This window comes from Pseudarthrobacter sp. 902506025 (genome assembly GCF_040702325.1).
Classification (GTDB): Bacteria; Actinomycetota; Actinomycetes; order Actinomycetales; family Micrococcaceae; genus Arthrobacter.
Map to the genome: position 1 here is coordinate 75,062 of NZ_JBFBKW010000013.1, position 24,903 is coordinate 99,964.

23 protein-coding genes are annotated in these 24,903 nt (G+C 66.1%); 15 read left to right on the forward strand and 8 right to left on the reverse strand.

Going from position 1 to position 24,903, the window contains the following annotated elements; translation table 11 throughout:
* Window positions 1–219: 219 nt before the first annotated feature.
* From AB0280_RS19400 to AB0280_RS19415, 4 genes are all read left to right on the forward strand, one after another.
* The gene (locus tag AB0280_RS19400; RefSeq protein WP_366368414.1) at window positions 220–672 is read left to right on the forward strand and encodes a hypothetical protein; all 453 of its coding nucleotides are present in this window, start codon (window positions 220–222) and stop codon (window positions 670–672) included.
* 77 nt (window positions 673–749) lie between these two features.
* Entirely contained in the window at window positions 750–1,886 is a 1,137-nt protein-coding gene (locus AB0280_RS19405) for a hypothetical protein (protein WP_366368415.1), read from the forward strand.
* 1 nt (window position 1,887) lies between these two features.
* Window positions 1,888–2,379, forward strand: a complete 492-nt coding sequence (locus AB0280_RS19410; protein ID WP_307488861.1) for a hypothetical protein — start codon at window positions 1,888–1,890, stop codon at window positions 2,377–2,379.
* A complete protein-coding gene (locus AB0280_RS19415; protein WP_307488863.1) occupies window positions 2,376–4,496 on the forward strand; it encodes a beta strand repeat-containing protein in 2,121 nt (706 codons plus the stop codon). The genes AB0280_RS19410 and AB0280_RS19415 overlap by 4 nt, the downstream gene beginning before the upstream one ends.
* A 564-nt stretch (window positions 4,497–5,060) precedes the next feature.
* On the opposite strand, the gene AB0280_RS19420 is transcribed toward AB0280_RS19415, so the two are convergent.
* Both AB0280_RS19420 and AB0280_RS19425 read right to left on the reverse strand, forming a co-directional pair.
* The gene (locus AB0280_RS19420; RefSeq protein ID WP_366368416.1) at window positions 5,061–7,523 is read right to left on the reverse strand and encodes a hypothetical protein; all 2,463 of its coding nucleotides are present in this window, start codon (window positions 7,521–7,523) and stop codon (window positions 5,061–5,063) included.
* A gap of 6 nt (window positions 7,524–7,529) precedes the next feature.
* Window positions 7,530–8,201: a peptidoglycan-binding protein gene (locus AB0280_RS19425; protein ID WP_224026816.1), complete on the reverse strand. Its 672-nt coding sequence runs from the start codon at window positions 8,199–8,201 to the stop codon at window positions 7,530–7,532.
* Between the two features lie 270 nt (window positions 8,202–8,471).
* Between AB0280_RS19425 and AB0280_RS19430 the strand changes: the two genes are divergently transcribed.
* The 5 genes from AB0280_RS19430 (at window position 8,472) to galE (ending at window position 14,838) form a co-directional block, all read left to right on the forward strand.
* Window positions 8,472–8,987 carry a DedA family protein gene (locus AB0280_RS19430; protein ID WP_366368417.1) on the forward strand — a complete coding sequence of 172 codons (516 nt, stop codon included), beginning with the start codon at window positions 8,472–8,474 and terminating at the stop codon, window positions 8,985–8,987.
* 467 nt (window positions 8,988–9,454) lie between these two features.
* Window positions 9,455–10,915 (forward strand): hypothetical protein, encoded by a 1,461-nt coding sequence (locus AB0280_RS19435; RefSeq protein ID WP_366368418.1) that lies wholly within the window; start codon window positions 9,455–9,457, stop codon window positions 10,913–10,915.
* A 77-nt stretch (window positions 10,916–10,992) separates the two neighbouring features.
* Window positions 10,993–12,735 carry a GT4 family glycosyltransferase PelF gene (pelF, locus tag AB0280_RS19440; protein ID WP_366368420.1) on the forward strand — a complete coding sequence of 581 codons (1,743 nt, stop codon included), beginning with the start codon at window positions 10,993–10,995 and terminating at the stop codon, window positions 12,733–12,735.
* Window positions 12,732–13,814, forward strand: a complete 1,083-nt coding sequence (locus tag AB0280_RS19445) for a putative glycoside hydrolase (protein ID WP_224026819.1) — start codon at window positions 12,732–12,734, stop codon at window positions 13,812–13,814. The genes pelF and AB0280_RS19445 overlap by 4 nt, the downstream gene beginning before the upstream one ends.
* The gene (gene galE / locus AB0280_RS19450; RefSeq protein ID WP_366368454.1) at window positions 13,810–14,838 is read left to right on the forward strand and encodes a UDP-glucose 4-epimerase GalE; all 1,029 of its coding nucleotides are present in this window, start codon (window positions 13,810–13,812) and stop codon (window positions 14,836–14,838) included. Before AB0280_RS19445 ends, galE begins: the two co-directional genes overlap by 5 nt.
* A 34-nt stretch (window positions 14,839–14,872) precedes the next feature.
* Here the strand turns inward: galE and AB0280_RS19455 are convergent, their stop codons facing one another.
* From AB0280_RS19455 to AB0280_RS19480, 6 genes are all read right to left on the reverse strand, one after another.
* Window positions 14,873–16,354, reverse strand: coding sequence for a DUF4832 domain-containing protein (locus tag AB0280_RS19455; protein WP_366368422.1), 1,482 nt, complete (start codon window positions 16,352–16,354; stop codon window positions 14,873–14,875).
* Window positions 16,355–16,566: 212 nt separating this feature from the next.
* Window positions 16,567–17,058 carry a hypothetical protein gene (locus AB0280_RS19460; protein WP_159631023.1) on the reverse strand — a complete coding sequence of 164 codons (492 nt, stop codon included), beginning with the start codon at window positions 17,056–17,058 and terminating at the stop codon, window positions 16,567–16,569.
* Window positions 17,059–17,162: 104 nt separating this feature from the next.
* Complete coding sequence (locus AB0280_RS19465) at window positions 17,163–17,429, reverse strand: hypothetical protein (protein ID WP_224026821.1); 267 nt, start codon at window positions 17,427–17,429, stop codon at window positions 17,163–17,165.
* Between the two features lie 96 nt (window positions 17,430–17,525).
* The gene (locus AB0280_RS19470; RefSeq protein ID WP_224026822.1) at window positions 17,526–17,966 is read right to left on the reverse strand and encodes a hypothetical protein; all 441 of its coding nucleotides are present in this window, start codon (window positions 17,964–17,966) and stop codon (window positions 17,526–17,528) included.
* A 420-nt stretch (window positions 17,967–18,386) separates the two neighbouring features.
* On the reverse strand, window positions 18,387–19,211 hold the full coding sequence (locus AB0280_RS19475; RefSeq protein WP_224027205.1) for a diacylglycerol/lipid kinase family protein: 825 nt from the start codon (window positions 19,209–19,211) through the stop codon (window positions 18,387–18,389).
* Window positions 19,212–19,354: 143 nt separating this feature from the next.
* Window positions 19,355–19,939 carry a response regulator transcription factor gene (locus tag AB0280_RS19480; protein ID WP_366368423.1) on the reverse strand — a complete coding sequence of 195 codons (585 nt, stop codon included), beginning with the start codon at window positions 19,937–19,939 and terminating at the stop codon, window positions 19,355–19,357.
* 695 nt (window positions 19,940–20,634) lie between these two features.
* Here AB0280_RS19480 and AB0280_RS19485 point away from each other — a divergent pair.
* The 6 genes from AB0280_RS19485 to AB0280_RS19510 all read left to right on the forward strand — a co-directional run bounded on the left by AB0280_RS19485 (window position 20,635) and on the right by AB0280_RS19510 (window position 24,884).
* Complete coding sequence (locus tag AB0280_RS19485) at window positions 20,635–20,841, forward strand: hypothetical protein (protein WP_159631017.1); 207 nt, start codon at window positions 20,635–20,637, stop codon at window positions 20,839–20,841.
* A gap of 173 nt (window positions 20,842–21,014) precedes the next feature.
* A complete protein-coding gene (locus tag AB0280_RS19490; RefSeq protein ID WP_366368424.1) occupies window positions 21,015–21,605 on the forward strand; it encodes a hypothetical protein in 591 nt (196 codons plus the stop codon).
* Between the two features lie 128 nt (window positions 21,606–21,733).
* Window positions 21,734–22,468: a YcnI family protein gene (locus tag AB0280_RS19495; RefSeq protein WP_366368425.1), complete on the forward strand. Its 735-nt coding sequence runs from the start codon at window positions 21,734–21,736 to the stop codon at window positions 22,466–22,468.
* A 13-nt stretch (window positions 22,469–22,481) separates the two neighbouring features.
* The gene (locus tag AB0280_RS19500; protein ID WP_366368426.1) at window positions 22,482–23,045 is read left to right on the forward strand and encodes a copper resistance CopC family protein; all 564 of its coding nucleotides are present in this window, start codon (window positions 22,482–22,484) and stop codon (window positions 23,043–23,045) included.
* A 124-nt stretch (window positions 23,046–23,169) separates the two neighbouring features.
* Complete coding sequence (locus AB0280_RS19505) at window positions 23,170–23,937, forward strand: VOC family protein (RefSeq protein WP_366368427.1); 768 nt, start codon at window positions 23,170–23,172, stop codon at window positions 23,935–23,937.
* 41 nt (window positions 23,938–23,978) lie between these two features.
* Entirely contained in the window at window positions 23,979–24,884 is a 906-nt protein-coding gene (locus tag AB0280_RS19510; RefSeq protein WP_366368429.1) for a multidrug DMT transporter permease, read from the forward strand.
* Window positions 24,885–24,903 lie beyond the last annotated feature (19 nt).

Here is a 24,903-nt window from a genome sequence, read left to right on the forward strand (position 1 = left end):
CGGAGAAACTTCCACGGCAACGCAGCTCGGAGAACGCAGGTAGTGGCAGCGCTTACCGAGTACCCGGCTTCTTGAGGTTTCAGAAACTCGGGTACCGGCACCTGTTGTTGCGCCTATTCGCTCCGGCAAATATTGGGTCATCGATCCACCGGAAGGCACCAGGATGGAGCCACCAATGGGGGAACGGGTTCTCACACACACTCATCAAGGAGTCTTTCCATGCGTCCTATGACCAAGAAGAACAAGATCGCCGCTGTTGCCCTGTCCGCGACGCTGCTGGCAGCCGGCGGCGGCGCCGCATACGCCTACTGGAGCACCACGGGTTCGGGTTCAGGTGAAGCTGCGGCCTCATCGGGAAACAACGTGGTAACTCTGCATTCTTCGTTTGCGAAGGACATTGCCCCCGGTGAGTCCAGGGTGGTGACCTACACGGCAGATAACTCAAACACCTCCAGCACGCTTGTCGCGGGCTTGGCTCCGACGGTGGCCACCAGTGACGCGAAGTGCCTCCCCATCTGGTTCACCGTAGACGCTACCGCCACGCCTGCGACGGTTCCGGCGAAGACGACCGGAACGACTGTCGGCACCGGCACCCTGACCTTCGTCGACACCGCGGACAACCAGGATGCCTGCAAGAACGCAACCATCACGGTGAACGTCACCAGCCACTAACTAAGCGAGCGGGCCGGGGGCGGTGCGAATCCGCCCCCGGCTTGCCGTCATTTGCACCGAAGAAAGAGGGGCACAGGGTGCACGAGCAGGACGGGCATGCGCGGCGTCGCAGGCGGATCGGTATCAAGGCAGCGCTGGTGGCGCTGGTGCTGCTGCTGGCGGGGGCCGGATCGCTGATTGCGGCGGCAAACAATCCAAAGCCCGGCATTACGGTGCAGGTCTCCCCCGCAAGCCAGTCCGTCCAGCAGGGCCAGTCAGCCTCCTACACGGTCACGGCCACCTCTACTGGAGGCTTCAGCGGCGCAGTCAACCTGGCCGCCGCGGGACTTCCGGCCGGGGCAGCGGGTGCCTTCACGCCGTCGTCCATCACCCTCAACTCCGGCAGCAGCGCAACGGCCACCCTGAACGCCACCACCGCCGCAACCACGCCGGCGGGAACCAGCTCAATCATCATCACCGCGGCAAGCGGCAAGGTCTCCGGCAGCGTGACGGCCAGCCTCACGGTGAACTACAAGATCTCCAGCTCGTTCTCGATGACAGCCACCCCGGACTCCGTCAGCATGCCGCCGGGCGCCACCGCCGTCTACACGCTGCAGCTCAGCCGCAACAACTTCACCGGCCCCGTCACCTTCAGCGTCCTGGGCGGAATGCCGGCCGGTGCAACGGCATCGTTCTCGCCCAACCCGGCCACCGGGAACTCCACCACTCTCCAGGTGGCCACCACCAGCGCCTCCCCCACAGGATCCTCCAGCCTGTACCTGGTGGGCACCGGCAAGGACTCCTCCGGGAAGGCGCAGTACGCCTACGCGAATGTCCAGTTGGTCCTGGACTCCACCATCAAGCAGTTCGGCATCTCCGGGAACGTCCCCGGAACCCTGTCCCCCGGCACGTCGGCCGGACTGAACCTGCAGATCAGCAACCCCATCAACAAGCCGCTGTCGCTGACCAACCTCTCGGTCGCCGTCGCGGGCGTCACCCGGAGTGCGGCCGCCGTGGCAGGCAACCTGCCCTGCACGCCGGCCGACTTCACCGTCACCCAGTACAGCGGCCCGTACCCGATGGCCGTGCCGGCCACGGGCGGTTCGCTCCAAGGGCTCAACGTCGCCCAGACCGCCTGGCCGCGGGTGGGAATGCTGGATACGTCCACCAATCAGGACGGCTGCAAAGGTGCAACCCTCCAGCTCAGCTACTCAGGATCAGGACAGGGGAACTGAGATGACCAACACCAGCAGAGGCCGGGGCCTCAAGGCAGCTGCCCTCGTCGGGCTCCTGGCCACCGCCGGCGCCGGAACCGCCTACGCCTACTGGACAGCGTCCGGAACAGGGGCAGGATCCGCAGCCGCTGCCACCATGCAAACCGTCACCGTGGACGCCCTCGTCGCCAGCGACAACCCCAAGGCGGCTCTCTATCCTGGCGGCAGCGCCGACGTCGTCCTCCGCCTGACCAACCCCAACCCGTACTCGGTGCAGGTGTACAGCGTCGCCGGCAACGGCCCCGCGGCCGCCGACGCGTCGCACCCCGGCTGCACCACCACCGGCGTCAGCTTTACCGGGTCCGCCGCGCCGCTGTCTCCCGCCACATATGTTCCCGCTAATTCGTCAGCACTCATCACCCTCCCCGGAGCGGCCGCCATGGATACCACCTCGCTCGCAGCCTGCCAGGGCGCCACGTTCAGCCTCCCCGTCACGGCGGAGGTCCGGAAATGAGCCTCGCCATCCGCAACGTGTCCCTCTTCATCGGCCGCCGCCCGTCCCGCAGGCTGGCCTGGATCATCACCGCGGTCCTGCTCCTGCTCGGCACCGGCACCGCGGCCTACGCGTTCTGGGCCTCCACCACCAGCAGCAACAACGCAGCCGCCGCAGCCGACACGCTCTCACCCGGCTCCAAGCCCTCGGTCACCGCCAGCAACACGTCCCTGACCGTCACCTGGGCCAACGGGACCACCGTCAACGGCCATCCCGCCACCGGCTACACCGTCGCCCGCTACTCAGCCGCCACCGGCGGGACCGCCATCCCGGCCACGGGCGGCTGCGCGGGAACCGTCACCACGCTCACCTGCACCGAGCAGAATGTCCCGGGCGGCACCTGGTACTACACCGTGACCCCGGCCATCGCGCTCTGGACCGGGGCCGAGAGCCCGCGCAGCAACGGCGTCAGCAGCGATGCCATTGCGCCGACCGCCTCAGCAACAGTTTCGCCCACCCCTAACGCAGCCGGCTGGAACAACACCAGCCCCGTCACTGTGACGGTCACGGCCGACGACGGCACCAACGGTTCCGGCGTCGCCTCCATCACCTACGTGGTCGACGGCGGCGTGCAGCAGATGGTCAGCGCGGCCGTTGCCACCAGTCCGGTCATGGGAGACGGTACGCACACGCTGTCCTACTTCGCGACGGACAAGGTGGGCAACGCCGGGTCCGCTCAGAGCCAGACGGTCAAGATCGATACCCAGGCGCCGGCTGCTCCGGCCTTCACCACCGTTCCCGCCTACGTAAGCCAGGCGACGGTTTCCGGGGTGACGGTCAGCGGCACCGCCGAAGCAGGGGCCACGGTCAACCTCGTAGCCAGAGATGGCGCCGGGCATTCAGTGCCGGCGACGGCCACCGCTACGCTGGGCTCCTGGTCCGTCAAAGTTGACCTGACCAGCCTGGACCAGGGCACCGTTGCCTACTCGGCAACCGCCACGGATGCCGCAGGCAACACAGGCGCCGCCAAAACGGCCACGAGCGCGAAGGACACCGTCGCCCCGTCCCCGGCTGCCAGTGTGGGCGTGCCCACCTACGTCTACACCGGCAACGTCTTGTCCGTCCCTGTCACCGGCAGCGCCGAAGCCGGGTCTACGGTGACCGTAAGCGCCGCCGACACCGCCGGCACCACCCCTGTCACGGGCACCGCCACTGCTTCCGGAACGGGTGCCTGGTCGCTGAACCTGAACCTCGGACCCCTGGGCCAAGGAGCAATCACCTACACCATCAACGTCGCCGACCCTGCGGGCAACACCAGTAGCGCTGTCACTGCATCGGACACAAAGGACACCGTGCTGTCCCTGAAGCTCAATCCCCTGCCGACGATCTTTTCGGGCAACGTCAAAAACTACCCGGTCAGCGGCACCACCGACTCCGGTTCCACCGTGAACCTTGCGGTCACCGACTCTGCCACCAGCGTCCCGGCAACCGCCTCGGGCTCAGCCTGGACCACGCCCGCATTAGACCTGACCAACCTCCGGGACACCTCAACAAGCAATCCAATCGTCACGGTGACGGTCACCGCCACTACGAGTGACGCCGCGGGCAACACCGCTTCTGTCAGCACCACGGTCACCAAGGACACCGCCGCGCCGTCCGTCACAGGCGTTGTCCTCACCAACGGCGGGCCGAAGCAGAATTCCGCGGACAAGGGCGACACCCTGACCATCACATACTCCGAGGCCCTGGATCCGGCCAAATTCTGCACCAGCACCAGCGGTGCCACCACCTTCAACGGCATCGCAACGCTGTCTGACAACAACCTGAACGACACCCTCAGCTTCTCAACGACCGACTGCACGGGGCTCAACATCGGCAACATCTCACTGGGCGGCAACTACGTTTCGGCAACAGCCACCTTTGGGCCCAACGGTAACGGATCCGGTGGGGCGTCCACTCTTACGTGGAACCCCACTGCGAAGACGTTCACCATCAAACTCGGGAACTCTGCCAACGGCAGCACCCTGCAGAATGTGACCGCGGGGCAGCCCTCCTATACGCCGTCGTCGAACCTCACTGACGTGGCGGGCAACGCGGCCGTACCTGGACTGGGCATCTGGGGAACTTCAGGTTTCTGACGGTCCGGGCCGCAGGAGGATGCCATTTATCCGTGGGAGGAACCGCCGCCCCAGTACTGGAAGCTGTCATAGCAGTGGCGGGAGCAAAATGCCGCCGATGGAGATGGGGGCAGGGCCATCCCGCAATACCTGCACTTTGGCTTGGATCGCAGGATCTGCTTCACGATTTTCAGCATGAAAGAACGGTAGGTGCCCGCCCCGCAGATGTGACCAGTAATCAATACTCCAATCCAGATTGCCGCCATACCTACAGGGCTCCTTCCGCGTTGGCGGCCGTGGGAAAAGTGAGGCGACCTTGATGCATTCTTGAGCAAATCCAAGCCCACCCTTGAGGCGGTCCGGGCAAAGTGATGCCCAAGGGGACGGAATGCAGCGTTGCTGCAACTGGGTACTGGGGCCCAGTCAACCGCACCCCGCGTCGGCTACTGCCGATGGTCTCAGACGCCTGGCGGCACCACCAGTGGCGCCGCCAGGCAACCCATTCCACGTTCACCACGGACCAGGGGCCGGCGGCGGAGGCAACGGATCAGCGTCGATTCGAATAAAGCTGCCGGCCCCCCACTTTTACCCGGCGCCCGAAGTGGGCGCCGGCGCCGGGGTCTCGCCCGTCCCGTAGTCCGCGCCGGGTGCCGGCGTCGCATAGCCAACGGACGACGTCGGCTGCGGGCCTTCCGTATATTGCCCCGTCGGTGGCGTGGCCACCCCAGTCGGAGCTGGGTCAGGAGCGAAGGTTTCTGCCGGTACCCCCGCCGGAGCGGACTGGTTACCAGGGGACGATGATGAGGTAGGACCAAGGCCGGGTCCGCCGCTGGGGACGGAGGTGGCTGGAGACGATGCCCCGGAAGTACCCCCGGCAACCGAAGCACCCTTGACGATGGCCGTGATCTGTTCCTTATACCCGTTGAGCGTGGCCTGGATATCGGAGAGCGGTACGTCGCGGATGTTCCGCCCGTATTCGGCGATTTTGGCCCAGAGCGCTTCGAGCTGCTGTTTGCTGTCCCCGTCCAGCGGCCCGTCAAGTGTCAGGACCAGCTGGCTGGCCAGGGCGTAGGTGAGGCAGTCCAGGCAGTTGTAGTTGGCCGCCGCCGAAAGGTTCTGCGGCACGATCACGTCCGCCTGTCCCACCACCAGCACCACCTGGAACCCTACGGCCACCGCCGCGCAGCCCGAACAATTGGCGAAGGCGTAGGCCTCGTTGGTGGTGGTGACGGGCTGGCCATCCTCGGCCCACACGAGGGCGAACGCCACGCTGTACTGGACGGAGCCGTCGGTGGTGTTGACGGCGAGCGCCTGGTTCCCGTCACTCTCGGGGGCAGCCGGCCGGTCGAACGGGAACACCCAGGAGGGCGCCGCAGCAGCGGGACCTGCATCGGAACCGCCGCCGGAAGATGGAGCGGCGGAAGAACCCGCCGGGACCAGCACCATGCTCAGCTGCGGGTTGTCCCGGGTCGGTTTCGCAGCCCCGGCGGGCCACAGCACAACGGTTCGTCCGGCAGCGCCCTGCCGCAATGCCCCGCCGTCGCGCGCGGGAAGGATTGCCCGTGTGGCATCCCCCAGCGTCCCGCGTTCATAGGCCTGTACCGGGCGGTACGTCCCGCCGTCAGGCCACCATGCCCAGGCGAGGCAGCCCAGAAGGACTGCCACGGCGGTCATCGCAGCGGTGCGCTGCAGGGCCTTGCCGCGGGTTTTCTGCCAAAGCCCGCTAACCAGCTGCCGCAGCAGCCGCGCCACGATATACAGCACGCCCAGCACCGGGACGGCCACCACGATCATGGCCAGTGCCCGCACGGCCACGCCCAGGAAGTCCCCGCTGGCGAGCGACGCCGAGAGCGCCTCCTGCTGTTTGCCCACGCTGGCCCAACCGGTGGCCAGCAGCCTCGGCAGGGACAACACCATCATCACCATGCTGAACAGCAGCACCGGCACCGTGACCAGGACCCAAACGGTGACCACGGCCCGCGCCCACGGTTTCAACACCTTGCTTTCCGGGTTTCCCCACCGCCACGGAAGGATCCCCAGAAGGGTCGGCTTGATCCGCTGGAACAGGTCAGGCACTCCGGTGGCGTCGGCCAGGATGTGGTAGCCGTCGTATTTCACCAGAGGGATCAGTTGCCGGACCATCTGCAGGATCTGCGTGACCACCACCAGCAGGAGCGCGTCGAAGCCGGTGGCCCACCACAGGCCCATGATGGCCACCGCCACGATGGCATTGAAGTACAGTCCGCCCAGGTCGGTGCGGATCCTGCCGCCGCGGCCCAGCCGGTACGAATCCGTGACGTCCGTAAAGAACGCGGGCCACAGCAGATACAGCCCCGCTCCCATGGCTCCGGGCGTCGCCCCGCCCTTGCGGGTGGCTGCGGCGTGGCCGAATTCGTGGAACCCGGCGGAGAGGATGGTGACCGCGAGGATCAGCAGCAGGAGGGCCGGCTGCTCGAAGGCCTCGTGAGTGGCCGAACCCAGTCCCTTCACCATGAGCACCCACCAGCACGCGGCAAGGAACGCGGCCGTCACGGCCACCACGATCAGCGGGTTGAAGAGCACGGCGAATGGCGCCGTGATCCGGCGCGTGCGCTCGGGGTCGGAAACGACGTAGCGGAACCGCAGGCCCAGCAGCGGGTTCGCCTTCTTGACCTCGGGCTGGCTGCCGTCGGCGAGCCGGAGCAGACCCATTGGCAGCAGCTGGGAGTCCATCAACGTGCGGACGTTGTCTGCGCTGACCAGGCGCCCCGAGCCCTCGCTGGCGTGCTTGGCGATAGCGTCAAAGTCACGGGTGCCGTCGGCACCCTCCAGCACCAGGTACAGCAGCCGGGTCAGCTGCAGGGTCTGGCCGTCGGCGCGGCGCACCAGAGCCAGCGGCTCCCGGTAGCCGGAGCCTTCCGCTGGGCCAAGCAACTGCACGCCGTCGGCCAGGGCAGGAAGGTGGGCACCCGCCGTCGTGATGGTCCGGTCCGGCGGGTCCTGGGAAAGGGCAGCGGTCGACGACGGCGGGCCCGCCTGGGAAGGCGGGCCGCCTTGGGTCTGGGTCATCTGGGCTTACTGCTGCAGGTCGGACTGCTGGCCGGCCGCGGCGTTGGCGGCGCCGTCGATGTGCTGCGAGATGGTGGCGCTCTGGTCCGAGATGGCGTACGCCTGGCTGTCGATGGAGCCAATGTTGGCGGCCACGGCCGCGTCGATCGGGGCTGCAACGTTGGCGTTCGCCGCGACGGCACCGTTGATGGGGGCTGCAATGGCGGCGTCGGCATCGAGGTTGACGTCCACGTTGAGCAGGTTCCCGTTCAGTGCACCGGCGGCGTCGGTCAGGCCACCGGTGCTGGTGGGATCCGTCCCGGCGCCTGCCCCGCCGTCCGTGGTCCCGGCGTCGGTTGTGCCCGCGTCCGCGGTGCCGTCGCCCTGGCCGATCACGCTGTCCTGGGTGGAGTCAGCGTTGGCGTCGGCTGTGATCCCCTGGTCAATGGCAGCGTCCTGGCTGGACAAAGCCTGCGCGTCCGAGCCAAACGACAGGATGTTGGCTGACGCGGCGGCGTCGATGGGCGCGGCCACGTTCGCGTTGGCGGCGACGGCCAGGTCAATCGGGGCCGCAGCGTTGATGCCCAGGTCCAGGTCCGCGTTCAGGTCCAGGACGGATGCTACTTCCTTGTCCGGCAGGGCGGTGGCCTGTTCGGACATCAGTTCATCATCGGTAAGGGGACGCATTTCGTTGTCCATGCTTAGAGACCTCCGGTGCCGCGCGGGTGCTCTGCCCCCAGCGGGCAGCCCGCGCCCCACAATGGTAAGCATGATTAGTAGTTTTGCGAAGCTATCCGGGACAGCTTTGCACCGGCCGGCGCAGGCCGATGACCTGCGGCGACAGCATCAGGGCAACGGAACCAGACGGTGACCGGTACATCCGCAAGCCGGGATTGAGGTTGGTGGCATAGGTTAGGCCCATGCACCCCGTCACGCTGGCTGCCTCCACCGTCGGGCCTCCCGGCGGCAATGGGAACCATCCAGGTGCCCATCGCGGTTTTGGCGGGCGCCGCGTTTCTTGCCGCGCCCGGCGGGGACCAAGCCGGGTACCTCATCGGCAGGAAGGCGGGGCCTGCCGTCTTCAACCGGCCCGGCTCCAGGCTCCTGCGCGGCGAATACGCTGACAAGGCCCACACCTTTTTCCTCAAATACGGGCGCCGGTCCGTGGTCCTGGCCCGTTTCGTGCCGATTGTGCGGACCGTCCTTCCCGTTACTGCAGGCGTGGGAAAGATGAGCTACCGAGCCTTCCTTGCCTATAACGCCGTGGGCGCCCTGCTGTGGGGCGTCAGCGTCAGCCTGGGATTCTGGCTGGGCCGGTACGACCGGATCGGGGCCAACATCCACATGATCTTCGTCGGGATCGTACTGGCTTCCTTCGTCCCGGTGGGCGTGGACTGCTCAAAACCGGCGGCGGAAACGCAGCCAGTAGTTGGCCCAAAGACGGCCCCAAGGAGCGCATCCCTGACCGGGAGTGGCCTACAGTAGTAAGCCTCGCAGGCCCGCCGCACTGTTTCCTGGTCAGCCCAAAAGCGACGTAAAGCCGGGCGGGGACGGTCTTCTTCCGCGCCTGCAGGAACTCCTTAATGCGGCGCTTTACTCAAATCATTGGATGTTTATTAATCAATTCAATGGTCAGTTCTTGATGTAGGGCCTTTATTGTCGTGTCCGGGCCGCTCCTCCCTGGAGCGGAACGCGTTCCGCGCACCCAAAAAGCTTCCGGGTTTCCCCGCAGGGGTCCACCCGGGTTTTACCGGGGCCGGCGGCGGTGTGTGCCCTCCTGAGACCAGGGCGCATCCCCCCAGTCGCCGTCGGTCCCCCAGCTCCTGCCACCATCCACACCCCTTACGCTTCACGACGCTGGCGTCACCCGCTGCCCTGGGCGCGGCTGACCGGCCGCGCGTGTTCCCGGGGCAACAGGTTTCGCAGCTCCCGCCTGCCGCCCGAAGGAAGACATGACGTCACTGAAACATCTGCTGCAAGACACCTATGCCCGCCAAATGTTCGTGTTCGTTATTGTCGGCCTGGCCTTGTCCGCCATGGTGCCGTTCGGCAGCAGGTTCCTTACCGGCGGCTCACCCGTCCTTGTCCTGGCGGCGGCAGTGCTTCCCCTGCTGCTGGCGGTAGCGCTCATCGTGACGCCCCGGATCTCCAAGGCAGACCAGCAGGCCGCAGGCGGTTCGCAGGAACGCCTGGGCGCGGCCCTGCTCCTGTACCTGTCCCCGGTGCTCCTGCTGAACGCCGTCTACCCGCTGGTGAGTCCTGCCATGGCCGGCATCAATGTTGCAGGGGTGCCGCTGACCTACGTGGTCCTGGCATCGTCGGTCACCGTGCCGTGGCTGGCCCAGGCTGCGTGCCTCCCCATTTACCGCGTGCTCGGTGACCTCATGGCCGAGCGCAACCTCGGGGAGATCACACGCCGGTTCTGCCAGTACTGGCCGCTGATGTTCGTCCAGTCCCTGCCTCTCGTTGCGGTGTTCGCGGTTCCCCTGTGGCTGGCCACCGGCTGGTCCTGGGACGCCATGATGCACTACGTGGTCCTGTGCGTCCTGCACCTGCTGTTCGTGCAATCACTGGTGCTGGCCAACGTGGCCAACCGCCGTGGCCTGTGGGCTGCCGCCTGGTCCGGCTACGCGGCCGCACTGTTCCTCGCTCCCGCCGCCTGGTGGCTGCCGCCTGTGGTCGGAACCGTCACGCAGCTCGTTGCCATGCGCTCGGGCCTGCGCCACCTGGGCATCACCAAGCACCTGGGCGCACGGGTGTTCGGTGCTGACCTGGTCCGCGGCCTGCTTATGGGTGCGGTCCTCTGGGCTGACAAGTATGCGCTGTTCCTGGTGACAGGCGGGGCATTCCAGGTTGTGGCTGTTTTCGCTGCCATGCTCCCGGCAGTCATCGCCTACAACTTCTACTTCGTGCACTTGGCACCTGGCGTGGACCGGGCCCTCGGCAGGCTGCACAAGGACATCGCCACCGCCCCGGTCAGCGTCCTGAAGGGCAGCTCCAGCCGGCTGGTCCGTGTCCTGGACCGCTCGGTGGTCCTCACCGGAGCCATCGCCGGGCTGCTGACCCTCTCGGTGTCGCTGGCAGTGTCCGGCCTGGACCCGGCCAACACGTTACTGACGGTTGCCGCCGCCCTGGCCTCGTGGTCCTTCATGATGCTCACGCTCCTGAACTACGAGCTGGACTTCATCGGGGAGAAAATCACGCCCCAGATCCTCGGCGCCGTGCACCTGGCCGTGTGCATCGCAGCCTTCGCCGGCGGAGCCCACCTGATCGGCACCTCGCTGCATTCCGCCAGCTACCTGATCCTGGGGGCCGCTGACTTCGTCCTTATCGCCGTCGGCTGGTCGCTCTACAAGCGGCACTGGAGCCAGCCCGAATACACCCTCTTTTGGCGGCACGCCACCACGTGGTGACGTGGCTCCCGCCACCGCACGTCCCTCAGTCAGTCCGAAACTCTTGAGCCTTCAGAACACCAGGTGAGGAAACAACCATGTACTCGACCCTTAAGAACCTAAAGACCCGCTGGAACAGCAATCCGGCCCCGTCAGTGCTTTCGGCGGGACCGGCAGCCGCCCCGGCGCCCCGGGATGTCGAGTACCAGGACGTAGACGTGGCCATCGTGATGGAGTCCACCTACCCCTACCTCAAGGGCGGCGTCTCGGCAGTGGTGCACGACATCGTCACGCACAACCCGGACCTCAGCTACGGCATCATCCACATCACCTGGGACTCCAGCGCGCCGCTGACGGACCTCTACGGCATGCCCGGGAACGTCCGCTGGGTCCGGACGGTCTTCCTCAGCATGGAGGAACACCGGCACGACTACATGTCGGTGACCGTCAAGGACCTGGGCATGGACTCCAAACAGCGCGAAGAACTCTCTCACCGGCTTTTTGACGCCATCTACGCCCTGTCAGAACACGGCGAAGTGGAGCCGCTGTGGGACCTGATTGACGAGGGCCTCAACAAGCGGACCCGGCAGTACCCCCTGTGGGCCCTGCTCGGATCCCGGGAATTCATGCAGGCGCTGCAGGACCGGATGCCGCAGCTGAACCTGCCGCTGGCCGAATCCTTCTGGGTGCTGCGGAACTTCTTCTCCCTGGCCTATGCCATCACCGGCGAGACCATGCCCCGCGCCAGGGTCTACCACGCCCACACCACCGGCTACGCATCCCTGCTGGGGGCAGCGGCCGCGCGGGACCACGACACCGCCTTCCTGCTGACCGAACACAACCTGTATGTCCGGGACACCGTGAACACCCTGCTGGACCGCAACATGGCCCTGTCCATCACGGCCGATGACTACCGGCTCTTCGACGTCACGGCGGAACAGCGCGCCTGGATGGCCTGGTGGACGGAAATGGGACGCTTCTGCTACCCCAGCGCCCGCCTGATTACCTACCTCTACCCCAGCGCCATCACAGAGGCAGCCCGCCTGGGAACGGACATCGACAAGTCCGTCGTGGTGCCCAACGGCATGGTCATCGAGGAGTTCGACGGGAAGTACCGGGCGCGCCGGCAGGTCCTGGAAAACCTCCGGCAGGACTCCGCGGAGCACGTCTGGCGCCTGGTCTACATCGCCCGCGTGGTGCCCATCAAGGGGCTGCTTGACCTGCTTTCGAGCATGGAGGTCCTCACGCAGCGCGGCTATCCCAACCTGCACCTGGACGTCCTGGGCCCCACCGAGCACGTGCCCGAATACTACGAAGCGTGCCTGGCCAAGATCGAGGCCCTGGGCCTGCAGGACAAGGTCACCATCCACGGCACCGTCAACGTCAGGGAAATGCTTGACCAGTTCGACCTGCTGGTGCTCCCCAGCTATAACGAGGGCCAGCCCATCGTCATCCTGGAGGCCATGGCCGCCGGCATTCCCACGGTGGGCTCCGACGTTGGCGGCGTGGCCCAGCTCATCGCCGATGACCTGCTGACCACGGACGGGAAGACCATCGGCGCCTGCGGCGAAACGGTGACCCCGGGCAACGTGGTGCAGATGGCGGACGCGGTCCAGGCCGTCATCGGCAACCTGGACTCCTACGGCGAGTATGCAGCCAACGCCCGGACCCGCGTGCAGGAGTTCTTCCAGATGCACGAGGTGATGTCGTCCTACAACCAGATTTACCGCGCCCTCGGAGACCTGCCGGTGGTGGAGCCGGCTGCGGCGGACGTAACAGCGCTGGACATGGCGGCTGCGGAAGAGCTGCCCACCGAAGCCCTTACCGTGGTGCCGCTGTGACGGGAGTGGGTGCGTGGATCCGCTACGGCGATCCCATTTCTCCGGCGCAGATCGATTTCGCCGCGGAGCACTACCGCGCGGCCATCCTCCAGCCGTGGGAGCTGGACGCGGCAGCCGAGCTCAAGCGCCGCCGCCCGGACATGACGGTGCTCTGCTACAAGTGCCTGTCCTCCACCCGTGCCTATGAACCGGGGCCCATCTTCAGTTCCGGGGTGACGTACCGGGAGGCAGAGGACGACGGCGGCACATGGTTCGCCACGCGGCTGGACGGCGCGCGCATCGAGTGGAACGGGTACGGCGGACACTGGCAGATGAAGGTGTGGGACCCGGAGTACCGTGCCCGCTGGGTGCAGAACGTCACCAGCGAGCTGGCAGGCTCTCCCTTTGACGGCGTGATGGCGGACAACGACGTCTTTGACGACTACTACGGCATCCGGCCCCCGGTGCAGGACGCGGCATCCATGGCCGACTTCCGGGACGGCCTGGACAAACTGGTCCACGCTGCGGGGGCTGCATTGAACGGCGTGGGCAAGGTCCTGGTGCCTAACATTGCCGAATCCCGGCGCCTGCCGGGCCGCTGGGATTCCCACGCGGCGTACGGCGGCGGCTTCGAGGAGGTGTGGCTGGGCTACGGGCCGGCGAACCTGTTCGATCCCCGCACGGCCGAGGCACAGCTTGCCCAGGCAGACGGGCCCGGAATTTCGATCCTGCGCGTCCCCACCGACGGCGATGACGCCCACCCCAACTTCCGGTATGGGCTGGCGGCGTTCTGGATCTTCGGCGGCGGCGCGGGTTCCTACACGGCGACCGGCCACGACGACTACAGCCGCACCCAGCACATCGAGGAACTGGACTGGCCCCTTGGGCACCCCGAGGGGCAGCCCCAGGGCCGCCGGCACGTATGGTCGCGGACCTTCAGCGGCGGCTGGGCGGCAGTGAACTTCAACAACGACGGCCGCAGCCGGCGCCGCATCAAAGTCCCGTCCGGGCTGGTTGATGCCGCCGGGCAACCGGCACCCCACCATGTGGTCCTGGCCCCGCAGAGCGGGGTTGTCTATCAGCGAGGGCAGAGACATTAAGGTTCTAGTTACCGGCGGCGCCGGGTACATCGGGTCCCACACCATCCTCCAGCTGCTGGAGGCCGGGCACGACGTCACGGCGGTGGACAACCTCAGCAATTCCCAGATGGAGTCGCTGCTGCGCGTCCAGAAACTCGCCGGACGCAGCCTGGCCTTCCACGAGGCCGACATCACGGACCCCGCGGCGCTGGACGGGGTGTTCGCCGCCGCCGGGGCTGAGGCGGTGATCCACTTCGCGGGTTTGAAGGCCGTGGGCGAATCGGTGTCCCAGCCCCTGCGCTACTACCGGAACAACGTCACCGGGACGCTGAACCTGCTGGAGGCCATGGACGCCCATGACGTGCGGACCCTCGTCTTCAGCTCCTCCGCCACGGTGTACGGGAGCAACCCTCAGATGCCGCTCAAGGAGGACAGCAGGCTGGGGGCCACCAACCCCTACGGCCGGACCAAGCAGCAGATTGAAGAGATCCTCACGGACGTGCAGGCCTCTGACGGCCGGTGGCGGCTGGCCCTCCTCCGCTACTTCAACCCGGTGGGCGCCCACCCGTCCGGCCAGATCGGCGAGGACCCGCAGGGTCCCCCGAACAACCTCTTCCCGTACGTCACCCAGGTGGCGGTGGGCCGCAGGGACATGCTGAACGTCTTCGGCGGCGACTACCCAACATCCGACGGCACCGGGATCCGCGACTACATCCACGTAATGGACCTGGCCGCCGGACACCTGGCGGCACTGAATTACCTCGCTGCCCGCGAGGGGGTCCACACCTGGAACCTGGGCAGCGGCAGCGGCCACTTCGTCCTGGAAATCATCCGCGCCTTTGAAAAGGCTGCGCAGACTGCCATCCCCTACAGCCTGGCGGAGCGGCGCCCGGGAGACGCCCCGGTCAGCCTGGCGGATCCGACGGCGGCCTTCCGCGACCTGGGGTGGAAGGCTGCGGAGACGCTGGAGAACATGTGCGCCGATGCCTGGCGTTGGCAGCAGAACAACCCGAACGGGTACCGCATGGAGGCGGCAGCCAGTTAGCAGTCGGCGGCCGCGGCTTGGCGGTGGTCGGTGGTCAGGATGCGGGGAAGTAGTTGCGTCCCAAGGTTAGCCATCCGGGCAGCGTCTGGTCCTGGGCAGCGTTGGCAAAGCGCAGCGGGACGCCATTGGCCAGCGGGTTCACCGGCCGCAGCACCAGCGTGTAGTAGCCGGCGGGGAGGCCGGCGGTGCTGAGGGGCGCTCCCAGGGTGGGTGCCATGCCGGGTTTGATCGAGGTGAGCCGCCAGGAAGTGGTCCAGGTCCTGGCGATCTTCCCGTCGCCGCCCACGGCAGCCACCTGCACCGGCCAGTCATAGTAGAACGGCGCCGCACCCGTGTTGCGGATGGTGACGCTGAGGTCGCTCTGTCCCTTCACGGTTCCGGGCGTCAGGGAAAAGCCGGTGGCCTGGAACCGGTAGCCCAGCGATTGGGAGGCTGCGGCAGCATTGCTTTGGGCAGCCCCTGCGTACGCTGGGCTGAAGGCGTACTGGTTGAGCAGCCACGAGGCGTGCGTTGCCGCCACGCTCCCCGGAAAGTCCTTCTGGGCCGGGTCGGCCACCCAGGGGCACCGGACGGCGTCGAAAAGGCAGGGCTGCAGCTCGGGGCGGAGTTCGCCGCCCACCGGCTGGGTGAGCCATTTGCCGGTTGCGCCGGCCTGCTGCAGTTTGTCCACGAAGCTCCAGCCGGTTCCGGGCATGGTTTCGGCGGCAAACGAGTCGTCGTGGTAGCCCACGCTGAGGCTGCTGTTCGCGGTGGTGGGGTACCGCACCTGCAGCTTGGTCCTGGTGAAGGCGGCCGTGTAGGCCTGCAGGACAAGTTGTTGCTCGGTGGCCGAGGCAGACCAGTTTTCCGGCGAGGCCCACCCGTCGTGGGGGTAGGTGTGCCATTCGCCCCAGAACCCCAGCAGGCCCGCCTGGATGAAGCCGATGCGCCGGTCGCCGTCGTATTTTGACCCAAAGGCCGCGATGAAGCCGTCCAGCGCCTGTGCCAGGCGCGGGTCGTCGTAGTCGGGGGAAACGCTGATGCCCTGGTTGCCGTAGTCGGTGTAGGAGTGGGTGGCCAATCCGGCGTCCAGGAGGTATTTGGGAACGCCGGTTGGCTTGCCGGGGTAGTCGAGGTAGAACCTGAAGACGGCCTGGTGTCCGCGGGCGGCAATGGCGTTCAGCTGGGATTCCAGGGCGGACCAGTCGTAGTTGCCGGGTCCCGTGACCACTGCGTTCACCGGAATGTAGAACCATTCCATGGAATAGGGCAGGGAACCGTACTTCCCGGCGTAGGGGACAAAGCCCTGCAGCGGGTTGCTGGCCGGCGCCGGACCGGCCGCCAGGGAAACCCACTCCCCCGGTTTGATGTCTGCGGCTGTCGCGCTGGGTACAGTGCCGGCGGAAGGGATGGTGAGGGATATCAGCCCCGCCAACAAGGACAACGCCGCGGCAGCGTTGGCTATCCCTTTGGCCTTTCCGCGCGGGCGGACAATATTCGGAAACGGAACAGCACCCAGCCTGTGCAACGCTTTCACTGAAGCTTCTTCCTAAGGGCGGTGCCAGGGCACCTGCGAGACCAAGAACTGCACGAAAGTCGCCCAGTGCGACGGCGCTAATTCAAACTGAAAACGCAGGGCTCCACAAGTGGCCAAGGGGTTTCCATCATTTCTCAACGCGCCCCGGTCCCCAACACGATGAGCCTTCCGGCCTGCCGCGGTCCTTCCTGGCTGGGTCATGGCCCATTTTTTCAATCGGTTCGTGGTCCAGCAGCAGCACTGATGGAGGGACGCTGCCCGGACCTGTAGGCAGAGGCTATGACGGGTTCGAGTTCGTCCATCACCGTATGGTTGCCGGGGAGCACCACATGGGCCAGAAATTCGGATTCGAGTGTTGCAACACCGGCTGCCGCCGCTGCGAGTTTGGCGTCGGTGGACAAGGCGAAGGCGTGCCAGAACCTCCGGGCATCGAGTTCGAGCACTTTTGCGCTAACCTCCTTGCCGGGGACGTCGGACACTCCACCCGGAACAGCAGGGCTTCGCTCGGTCTGCGGTAATGAGAGGACAATCCGAAATTGCCTTCCGCTGGCTCTGAACGAGATGGCGTTGAGGTGGCCACGTTGGCTGAAAAGAACATCGGTTGCCCCGAAGTCAAGAAGCGAGCGTTCCACGTGTTCCCGCGAAGCTCCAACACTGAAGGAATCACCGCGCGTGTAAAAACTCCGGGAATCGTAGGTTGCCATACTCCAACTATGCCCCGCCCGGCCCCCTTTCGGTCGCAGGGGCCTCGCCCAGTACGTTAATGGCTGGACCCCGGCCCGGTTTGGGTGGCCGGGGTCCCGTGGGTTTAGGGCTGTACAGAGTCGAAGAACCGGTAGGTCGGCTGTGCCGGGGACGGTTCTTCCTGGCGCGTTTTGGACCGGATGAACTCGATGTTTTCCGGTGACAGGACAGTTTCGCCGTGACTATCAGAATCAGCGTCCTCTCCGGATTCGGCATTTATTTCTGCCGAGATGGTCCGGGGCAGAATTACACAACCAGGATTGTCGAGGAGCCACTGCTTGCTGGCCGGGGACAGCCGGTGCCAGTACTTCTCAAGGTGCATGGAAGTCATTGTTTCCTTTGCGGGTTTGGGTTTGTGTGGAGACTTTGAGGAGGCGCGCCTATGCGCGTGTCCCTACTGTCGACTCCGCGGTGCTGGTTACGGGTGTTAGTCGAAGTGGATTTCTGCCGCGGATTGACGGATAGCTTCAAGTCGTTGTTCCTCAAGCAGCCCCAGGGCATCCATTTCTTCAGACCTGTGGGCGCGCTCGGCTTCGGCCTGTACGGAGATGTCCCTTAGTATCGTGCCCACGAGGTGGGCAAGCCCTGACTTGAGGTCCTGCAGATTGGTGTTGGTGATCAAAAGGCGGCGGTCGGAGACCCGCAGTTCGACGTCACTGTATCCTTCCTCCGCAAGGCGCTTGGTGACGCTCTTGTCGTGCAACAAATCGAGTTCCCGCGGCTGGGGCCTGCGGGAAAAAACGACGGGGACGGTGTACCGGGAGGCGGCCGTTGCCGTACCGAGGTCGTGAGGCAGGGCGGAAGCGAGGACGCCGCTGAGCGCGAGGCGCCCCTCGACGTGGACAGGCTGCTCTTGGGTGGTGGTCATGGCATTGCGCCAACGTTTCTTGGAGATGCACTGTCAGAACCGCAGATACGGGCGGATTGACTGTGACTGGGGTTCTAGGGACTCGAAACCGGGCCCCTTATATTGGGAGGGCACGGGCTGAAGGGCCGGCCTGCGTAGCAGGACGGCCAGGGCCGCCCTCGTTGTCCCAACTCATCACCACGTGTTCAGCGCAGTGACGGGATGTCACAGTCGCCGATGCGCCGGCGGCGCACGCGGAGTTGGTTTCATTGCCCGGGAAACCGGATGTCCAGTCACAACGTCCCGATACTCTGACTGTACGCCCTCGTGGGCCGCGACCGGTGAAAACCCACCAATCAGTTCTGTCCGCTTCCAAACCCGGACCTGCCCCTGGCTACGTCCCGTTCCCACAATCCACAGACACAGCAAGGGTGCCGAGGGTCAGATAACAGCCAGGGCGCCCTTCGCGCTCTCCACCAGCACCTGCGTGGCCGCCGGAAGGTGGATGACTTCGCCGTCGATCTGGCAAGGGACAGCATCCCGCGTGGTGAAGGAATAGCTGCTGACGCTGGGCTGGTGGCCCAGTCCCAGCGTCACAGCCCGCAGGGTCATCAGCGCCATCTTCCAGCGCCCGGCATGCGGCAGCGTCACGACCTCGAACAGGCCATCGTCGGGGCTGCCCATCTCGCTGACCGTCCCGTACTTGGCCATACGCGAAATGTTGGCGAGGATCAGGCTGTCGAAGCGCGCGGTGGCCCCGTCTGCACGGACGAGTTCAAAGGGCCTCAACGCAGAGAGTGTGCGGGCGACGGACAGGAGTTCGAGGATTTTCCCCTTGCCGCCCCGCTCGATGCCGATCGCCATCAACGGTGTGAGCCCGAAACCTATGTAGGAGTGGGCGTACTGAATCCGCTCGCGGTGTTCCCCGCCGAACGTGATGCGCAACAGGTCGATGTGGCGGACCGGGCCTTGGCGGACGGCCTCCGGCAACGGCGGCGCGGGCATGCTGCGGTGATGGTCATTGGCGTTTCCTGCCGCAACAACAGTGCACACCGCCCTGCTGCCCGGAACGTCCATTACCCCGTTGACGACCTCGTGGTATCCGCCATCACCACTGACGGAAACAATGAGAGGGGTTCCCTTCGCCGCCACGGAGCGTGCAAGATCACGGGCGTGCCCGGCAAACTCCGTTGGCAGCAACTCAATCGGCAGCTGCGGCAATCCGGCAGTCAGACCCTGTCGTAATTCATCGATCCTGGCAACCATGCCGGGCTTACCCGGATTGAAGACCAGGACTACCCGATCAAAACGGTCCACGGGCGCCCTCACTCGACATAGCCGCCCTTCCAACCGCTGTCACCCAGATTCTGCTCCGGCAGAGGAGTGCCAGTGGGAAACTGTCCGGCCCCTTAGTTCTGGCCCCGCTCGGGAGCGTTGTCAGTGCCGCGCGGGGTTGGCCTTGAGGTGGTGGCCTCAGGGCCATGCACGTTCGTCCGTCGTTCCTGCAAGAGTCTAACGGCGTGAGGCCGGGCGCGGGTAGCCGCCAGGGAATCAGCAAGTCGCATGGCGTCCAATAAAAGCATTCTGTTGGACGGCGGAACACTGCCCGCCTCGCTGGTGCAGATAACCAGCGCCGCGGTGACTTCCGCGATCAGGTCTGTGTCACGGCTGCTCCGGTACTCCTGGGCGAGGTCCCCTGTGTGCTCAAGTTCCCCGGAGACGAACACCGCGACCTCGGTTCTGCGCGACATGTCGAATTTCATCAGCACCGATGAGACCATGTTTTTCACGGTCTTTTCGGCCAAAAACATTTCCTGGCCGATCTGGCCGTTGGTCAACCCCCGGGCAACCCCGCCCGCCACCTTCATTTCCTGCTTTGAAAGCATCCCCAACCGGGCGTCGGGCCCGTTCGTTCCGTCAGCCTGGATCGGAGCCAGGATGCCGGTCTGGAAACGACGGCTGTAGGCTGTGTACCCCTGGATGGCCCGCCGCATCAGCCTGAGCTGCTCCTCATTGTCATCCTGTTGTGAACACTGATGTCCGGATCGTCCTCCACAACCACTACCGTCCCGCGCTCCAACAATTCCCCCGATCAAATCCTTGGCCAAACCCGGCTGATTTCCGCAGACAACAAATTCCAAAACTTAATGTGCCCGCAGCCAAGCTCTTTTTGGCCCTTTTCTACGGTAGTAGGCATTCGAAGCCGTGCATGTGGCGGATCGGTCCAAAGTTATGCAACTCACGCAATTCGTCATTTCCGCCTGTCCCGCGCCCCTGCGCCGGCGCATGCCGGAGCTCCATCGAATTGCAGAATAAGGGCGTTTGCCGGGGACGGGCCCCCGTAGTGGCTACCTGTCTTCCGGGAGGGGACTACTTGCCCTCACGCGCACTCACACCATGAAGCCGCAGGTTAACCCGCAGTTTACCCAATGGTAAGCAGGGTTACTACGCAAGCGAAGTTGATGACGTGGCGGCCCGGCAAGATGGCGACCCTACCTGCCCTGGCCCATCCTGACAGGAGTCTCCGCGTCCACGTTCCGGTTGCTGGGTAATTGCTGGGAGCCGCCGCAGGAGGGGGATAAGGAATGGCCATATTGAATACTGGTGCATTTGAGAATCGCCGTGGTTCAATGGCCATTGTGCCCCACGGCACAATGAGGCCCCAACGAGCATCAGGAGGACAGACAGTATGGCTGGAATCAACGCGAAGTTCGACAAGGAATATCTCGACAAGGGCATCGATGATCTGGCTAAAGCGCCGGTCGAGGCCCTGAAGGGACTGTCCGAGAGCGACGCCCAGAAGCTCAAAGAGGCCCTGAATATCAAGACCGTCAAGGATCTGGGCACCAACAAGTTCTTCATCTGGGCGCACTCGGTCGCCAAGCTCGCGGAGTAGCGCGCCCCCTCGCAGTTCGAAGCAAAGCCCCTGGCCTCCACCAGGGGCTTTGCTGTTTAACCCCGCAGCCGGCGTTCCGGGCCTCCTCCACATCCTGAAGTTGATTACCTGCCCATGGGGGTGGTTCCTTACAGTGGAGGGTGGCAACTGTAAAGGGAAGGGTGGCGAGTGGCATGAGTGCTCCGTTCCGCGTCCCCCGGGCCATGGCGTTCACCGCAGCCATGTTCGCCCTTGCCGCGGGAGCCCACGTTCTCGCAGGGGGCCTGCTGCCGCAGCCGGCCATCGTCGCTGGCATCGTGGCGCTGGTCCTGGCGCCGGTCACGATCCTGTCAAAGACCAAGATCAGCATGCCCGCGATGATCGGCCTCCTGGGCTCCAGCCAACTGGTCCTGCACTGGGCCTTCGACGCGTTGTCGGTGTCCGCCTCGTTCACTCCCACCGCCGGCAGCCACGTCCATGACGCCTCAGCAGTGTCCCCTGCGGCCGCGGCCCTGCTGCCGGAACATGCCGCCGTACCGGGTACCCTGATGCTGGCCCTGCACGCCGCGGCAACCCTGGCCACGGCGTTGGTCCTGGCCAAGGGCGAAGCAGCCGTCTGGGCCTTGGCCGCCTGGCTGCGGCCACTGGTCCGGATCCTGTCCGCCGCCGCCATTCCTGAGTGGCCGCACCTTCGCGCGCCGGCCGCCGTCGTGATTCCGTCCCGGTGGCGGAACCTGCGCCTGCCTGCGCTGCGCGGGCCGCCGGCCTTCCACGCCGCGACCTAACGCGGCTCCCGACTTTCCGCGCCGTCCCCCACCTGCCCCCTGGCAGGCGTGGGCGGGCCGCGTTGTCCCTATTTTTTGCGCCGCCGCCGTAGGCGGTCCTTTTTGGCGCACCCTTCGGAAGGCTTGCTTTGAACACCTCATTCCGCCGTACCCTCAAGTCCCTCACCGCCGCCGCTGCCACCGCGGGAATCATCGCTGCAGGCGCCACCGCCGCGTCCGCCCACGTGAGTGTGGACCCGGATGACACCGCCGCGAACGGCTACTCCCACCTGACGTTCAACGTCCCCAACGAGTCCCCCACCGCGAAGACCACCAAGCTCGAGGTCACGCTGCCCACCGATACGCCGTTCACCTCCGTCTCGGTCAAGCCCGTGGAGGGCTGGACCGCGCAGGTGGTCACGGGAGACCTTCCCAAGCCGGTCACGGTGGCTGGCGCCACGGTCACCAAGGCGCCGGTCTCGGTGGTCTGGACCGCGGACGATGCCCACCAGCTGGGCCAGAACCAGTACCAGTCCTTCTCGCTGTCCGTGGGCCGGCTTCCCGCAGAGGGCACCAAGGTCACCCTGAAGGCAGCCCAGAGCTACACCGACGGCAGCGTGGTGAAGTGGGACGAAGAGAGCGCTGAGGGGCAGCCGGAGCCCAAGCATCCGGCCCCGTCCTTCGTGACAACGGCCGACGACGGCGCTGCCGCCGCCGGTGCGTCAGCGGCACCGGGCGCCGAGGCAGTGTCGGAGACGAAGCAGGTCTCCACCGACGCCACGTCCGTGTGGGGCCTGGTCCTGGGCGCGGCAGGCTTCGTGCTCGGCGCAGCGGCCCTGGGGCTGGTCCTTGCCGGGCGCCGGACCCGCACTGCCGGCAAGTAGAGCGGGAAACCGAATGAAGACAACGTCCCGCAAGAGCCCGGCGGCCTGGCTGGCATGGGTACTGCTGGCGCTCACCACAACCGCGTTCGTGCTCGCTTCATCGGCACCGGCGCAGGCGCATGACTCCCTCGAATCCAGCAACCCGGCCGATGGTTCCACGGTCAGCGCGATGCCCGCGAAGATCGAGCTGACCTTCGACCACACCCCGATCGCCATCAACTCGATCGTGCGGGTGGAGGACGCCACCGGCACCGACCATGCGGACGGGCCGGTTCAGATCGTGGACAACCAGGTCAGCCAGCCGGTCAAACCGGGTGCTCCCGAAGGAAAGTACACCGTGGTTTGGCGGGTGGTGTCCTCCGACGGGCACCCCATCGAGGGAACCTTCACCTTCACAGCCGGCGGACCGAACACCGCACCCGCCGCCGCAGTTGCCACGCCTGCTGCTGCGGCGAGCTCCGGGCTGCCGGGGCAGCTGGTTGTGGTGGGGATCGTCGCGGGCGTGCTGGTCATCGGGCTGCTGGTTGCCGGGGTCATGATCAGGCGCCGGCTGCGGAACCCGGAAAACGAGGCCTGATAATGGCCAGCGCCGGCACGGCAACCGCCAGAAATGTAGCCGTGCCGGCGCTCCTCGGCTTTTGGGGCGTGCAGCGCTAGGGTGGGCCTTGCCCGGTCCACACCTGCACACACCAGGAGTCCCCATGCCCAAGCCCACTATCGCCCCCGGTGATCCCTGCTGGATCGACCTCATGACGTCCCGCCCGGAAAGATCCCGCGAGTTCTACACCCGGCTGTTCGGGTGGACCTATGAAGAGGGCGACCAGGAGACATACGGCGGCTACATCACCGCTTTCGCCAATGGCTCGCCGGTGGCCGGGATGATGAAGAACGACGACGACTCCGGATATCCCGACGTCTGGACAACGTACCTGCGCGTGGAGGACATTCACGCGACCGCGGAGGCGGCCCTGGCCGCGGGCGGCCAGGTGCTCATGCCGCCCATGGAGGTTCCCGGACAAGGACACATGGCGATGATCGCGGACGCGGGCGGAGCAGCAGTTGGCGCCTGGCAGTTCGGCGGCCACACCGGATTCCAGTCCACGGGCGAACCCGGGACCCCGTACTGGCATGAACTCCACACCCGCAACTACGCCCCGTCCGTGAAGTTCTACCAGGACGTCTTTGGCTGGGATACCGACGTCATGAGCGACACCGAGGACTTCCGCTACACCACGCTGGGGTCCGGACGGAACTCCCGGGCCGGCATCATGGACGCCTCCACCTACCTGCCGGAGGGAGTGCCGTCCAACTGGCAGACCTACTTCGCGATTGAGAACACCGACGCGGGCGTTGAGATCGCCACGTCACTGGGAGGCCAGGTGGTCCACCCCGCCGAGGACACCCCGTTTGGGCGCATTGCAGCCCTGACCGACCCCACAGGTGCACTGTTCAGGATCGCCCAGCGGTAGGTCCGGGTTTCCTCCGGTCCTGGAGGGGGTAAGGTCTGTCCATGATCCAGGCTGCGGCCGTGTCCGCGCTGACGTCCTACCACTGGCTCGGGATTCCCATCGCCGCCGCCGGCGCCGTCCTGCTTGCCCTGGGGACGCTGTTCCAGCACCGCGCCGTGGAAAACCAGCCGGCGGCGTCGGGGCGCGCGGCCGGAAGCATGGGCGGTGGACGCCTCCAGGCGCTGGTCCGGAAACCGGCGTGGCTGGCCGGGACGGCGATGCTGGGCGCCGCGATCCTGCTCCAGCTGACCAGCCTCCGGTTCTCGCCCCTGATCGTGGTGCAGCCCATCGGTGCCGTGGCCCTGGTGGTGACCACGCTCGCCACAGCCCGGATGAACCGCCGGTGGCCCGGGCGCCGGGCGCTCACCGCGGTCGCCCTCTGCGTTGGCGGGGTGGGGGTGTTCGTTGCCGTGGCGGCGCTGTCCGCGGAGGACGTGGAGATAAGCGACCGGCACCTGGTGACCATCCTGATCGTTCTCGCCGTGGTCCTGGTGTGCGTGGCCGTGGCCTATCTCTTGTGGCGGCACCGCTCAGGTGCCGTGGTCTTCACCGCCGGTGCCGGGATCCTGTTCGGGTTCGTCGCGGCGCTGGCCAAGACCGTGATCGCCCGGCTGTTCCAGGGCGACTTCGAATGGCTGTCCCTGACCTGCCTGGCGGGGCTGGTCATTGCCGGCCTGGCCGGCAGCTTCCTGGTCCAGAACGCCCACACCCGGGGCACGCCCGAGCTGGTGGTGGCCGGGCTGACGGTCATCGATCCACTCGTCGCCGTCGCCATCGGCATTATCATCCTGGGCGAGGCGGACGCAGCCCCGCCGCTGGCGATCGTCCTGTTCCTCCTGTCGGGGGCCACCGCCGTCGCCGGTGTCCTGCTGCTGGCCACTGTCAAGAAAATGGCCGAAACGGCGTAGCACCCACGGCACCACGCCA

Coding starts and splice junctions, on each gene's coding strand:
- AB0280_RS19410 (WP_307488861.1), top strand. CDS start 1,888: ATGACCAACACCAGCAGAGGCCGGGGCCTCAAGGCAGCTGCCCTCGTC.
- AB0280_RS19400 (WP_366368414.1), top strand. CDS start 220: ATGCGTCCTATGACCAAGAAGAACAAGATCGCCGCTGTTGCCCTGTCC.
- AB0280_RS19425 (WP_224026816.1), bottom strand. CDS start 8,201: ATGGACAACGAAATGCGTCCCCTTACCGATGATGAACTGATGTCCGAA.
- AB0280_RS19500 (WP_366368426.1), top strand. CDS start 22,482: ATGAAGACAACGTCCCGCAAGAGCCCGGCGGCCTGGCTGGCATGGGTA.
- AB0280_RS19420 (WP_366368416.1), bottom strand. CDS start 7,523: ATGACCCAGACCCAAGGCGGCCCGCCTTCCCAGGCGGGCCCGCCGTCG.
- AB0280_RS19460 (WP_159631023.1), bottom strand. CDS start 17,058: ATGGCAACCTACGATTCCCGGAGTTTTTACACGCGCGGTGATTCCTTC.
- AB0280_RS19465 (WP_224026821.1), bottom strand. CDS start 17,429: ATGACTTCCATGCACCTTGAGAAGTACTGGCACCGGCTGTCCCCGGCC.
- AB0280_RS19430 (WP_366368417.1), top strand. CDS start 8,472: ATGGGAACCATCCAGGTGCCCATCGCGGTTTTGGCGGGCGCCGCGTTT.
- AB0280_RS19510 (WP_366368429.1), top strand. CDS start 23,979: ATGATCCAGGCTGCGGCCGTGTCCGCGCTGACGTCCTACCACTGGCTC.
- pelF (WP_366368420.1), top strand. CDS start 10,993: ATGTACTCGACCCTTAAGAACCTAAAGACCCGCTGGAACAGCAATCCG.
- AB0280_RS19435 (WP_366368418.1), top strand. CDS start 9,455: ATGACGTCACTGAAACATCTGCTGCAAGACACCTATGCCCGCCAAATG.
- AB0280_RS19490 (WP_366368424.1), top strand. CDS start 21,015: ATGAGTGCTCCGTTCCGCGTCCCCCGGGCCATGGCGTTCACCGCAGCC.
- AB0280_RS19480 (WP_366368423.1), bottom strand. CDS start 19,939: ATGCGGCGGGCCATCCAGGGGTACACAGCCTACAGCCGTCGTTTCCAG.
- AB0280_RS19470 (WP_224026822.1), bottom strand. CDS start 17,966: ATGACCACCACCCAAGAGCAGCCTGTCCACGTCGAGGGGCGCCTCGCG.
- AB0280_RS19505 (WP_366368427.1), top strand. CDS start 23,170: ATGCCCAAGCCCACTATCGCCCCCGGTGATCCCTGCTGGATCGACCTC.
- AB0280_RS19485 (WP_159631017.1), top strand. CDS start 20,635: ATGGCTGGAATCAACGCGAAGTTCGACAAGGAATATCTCGACAAGGGC.
- AB0280_RS19415 (WP_307488863.1), top strand. CDS start 2,376: ATGAGCCTCGCCATCCGCAACGTGTCCCTCTTCATCGGCCGCCGCCCG.
- AB0280_RS19475 (WP_224027205.1), bottom strand. CDS start 19,211: ATGGTTGCCAGGATCGATGAATTACGACAGGGTCTGACTGCCGGATTG.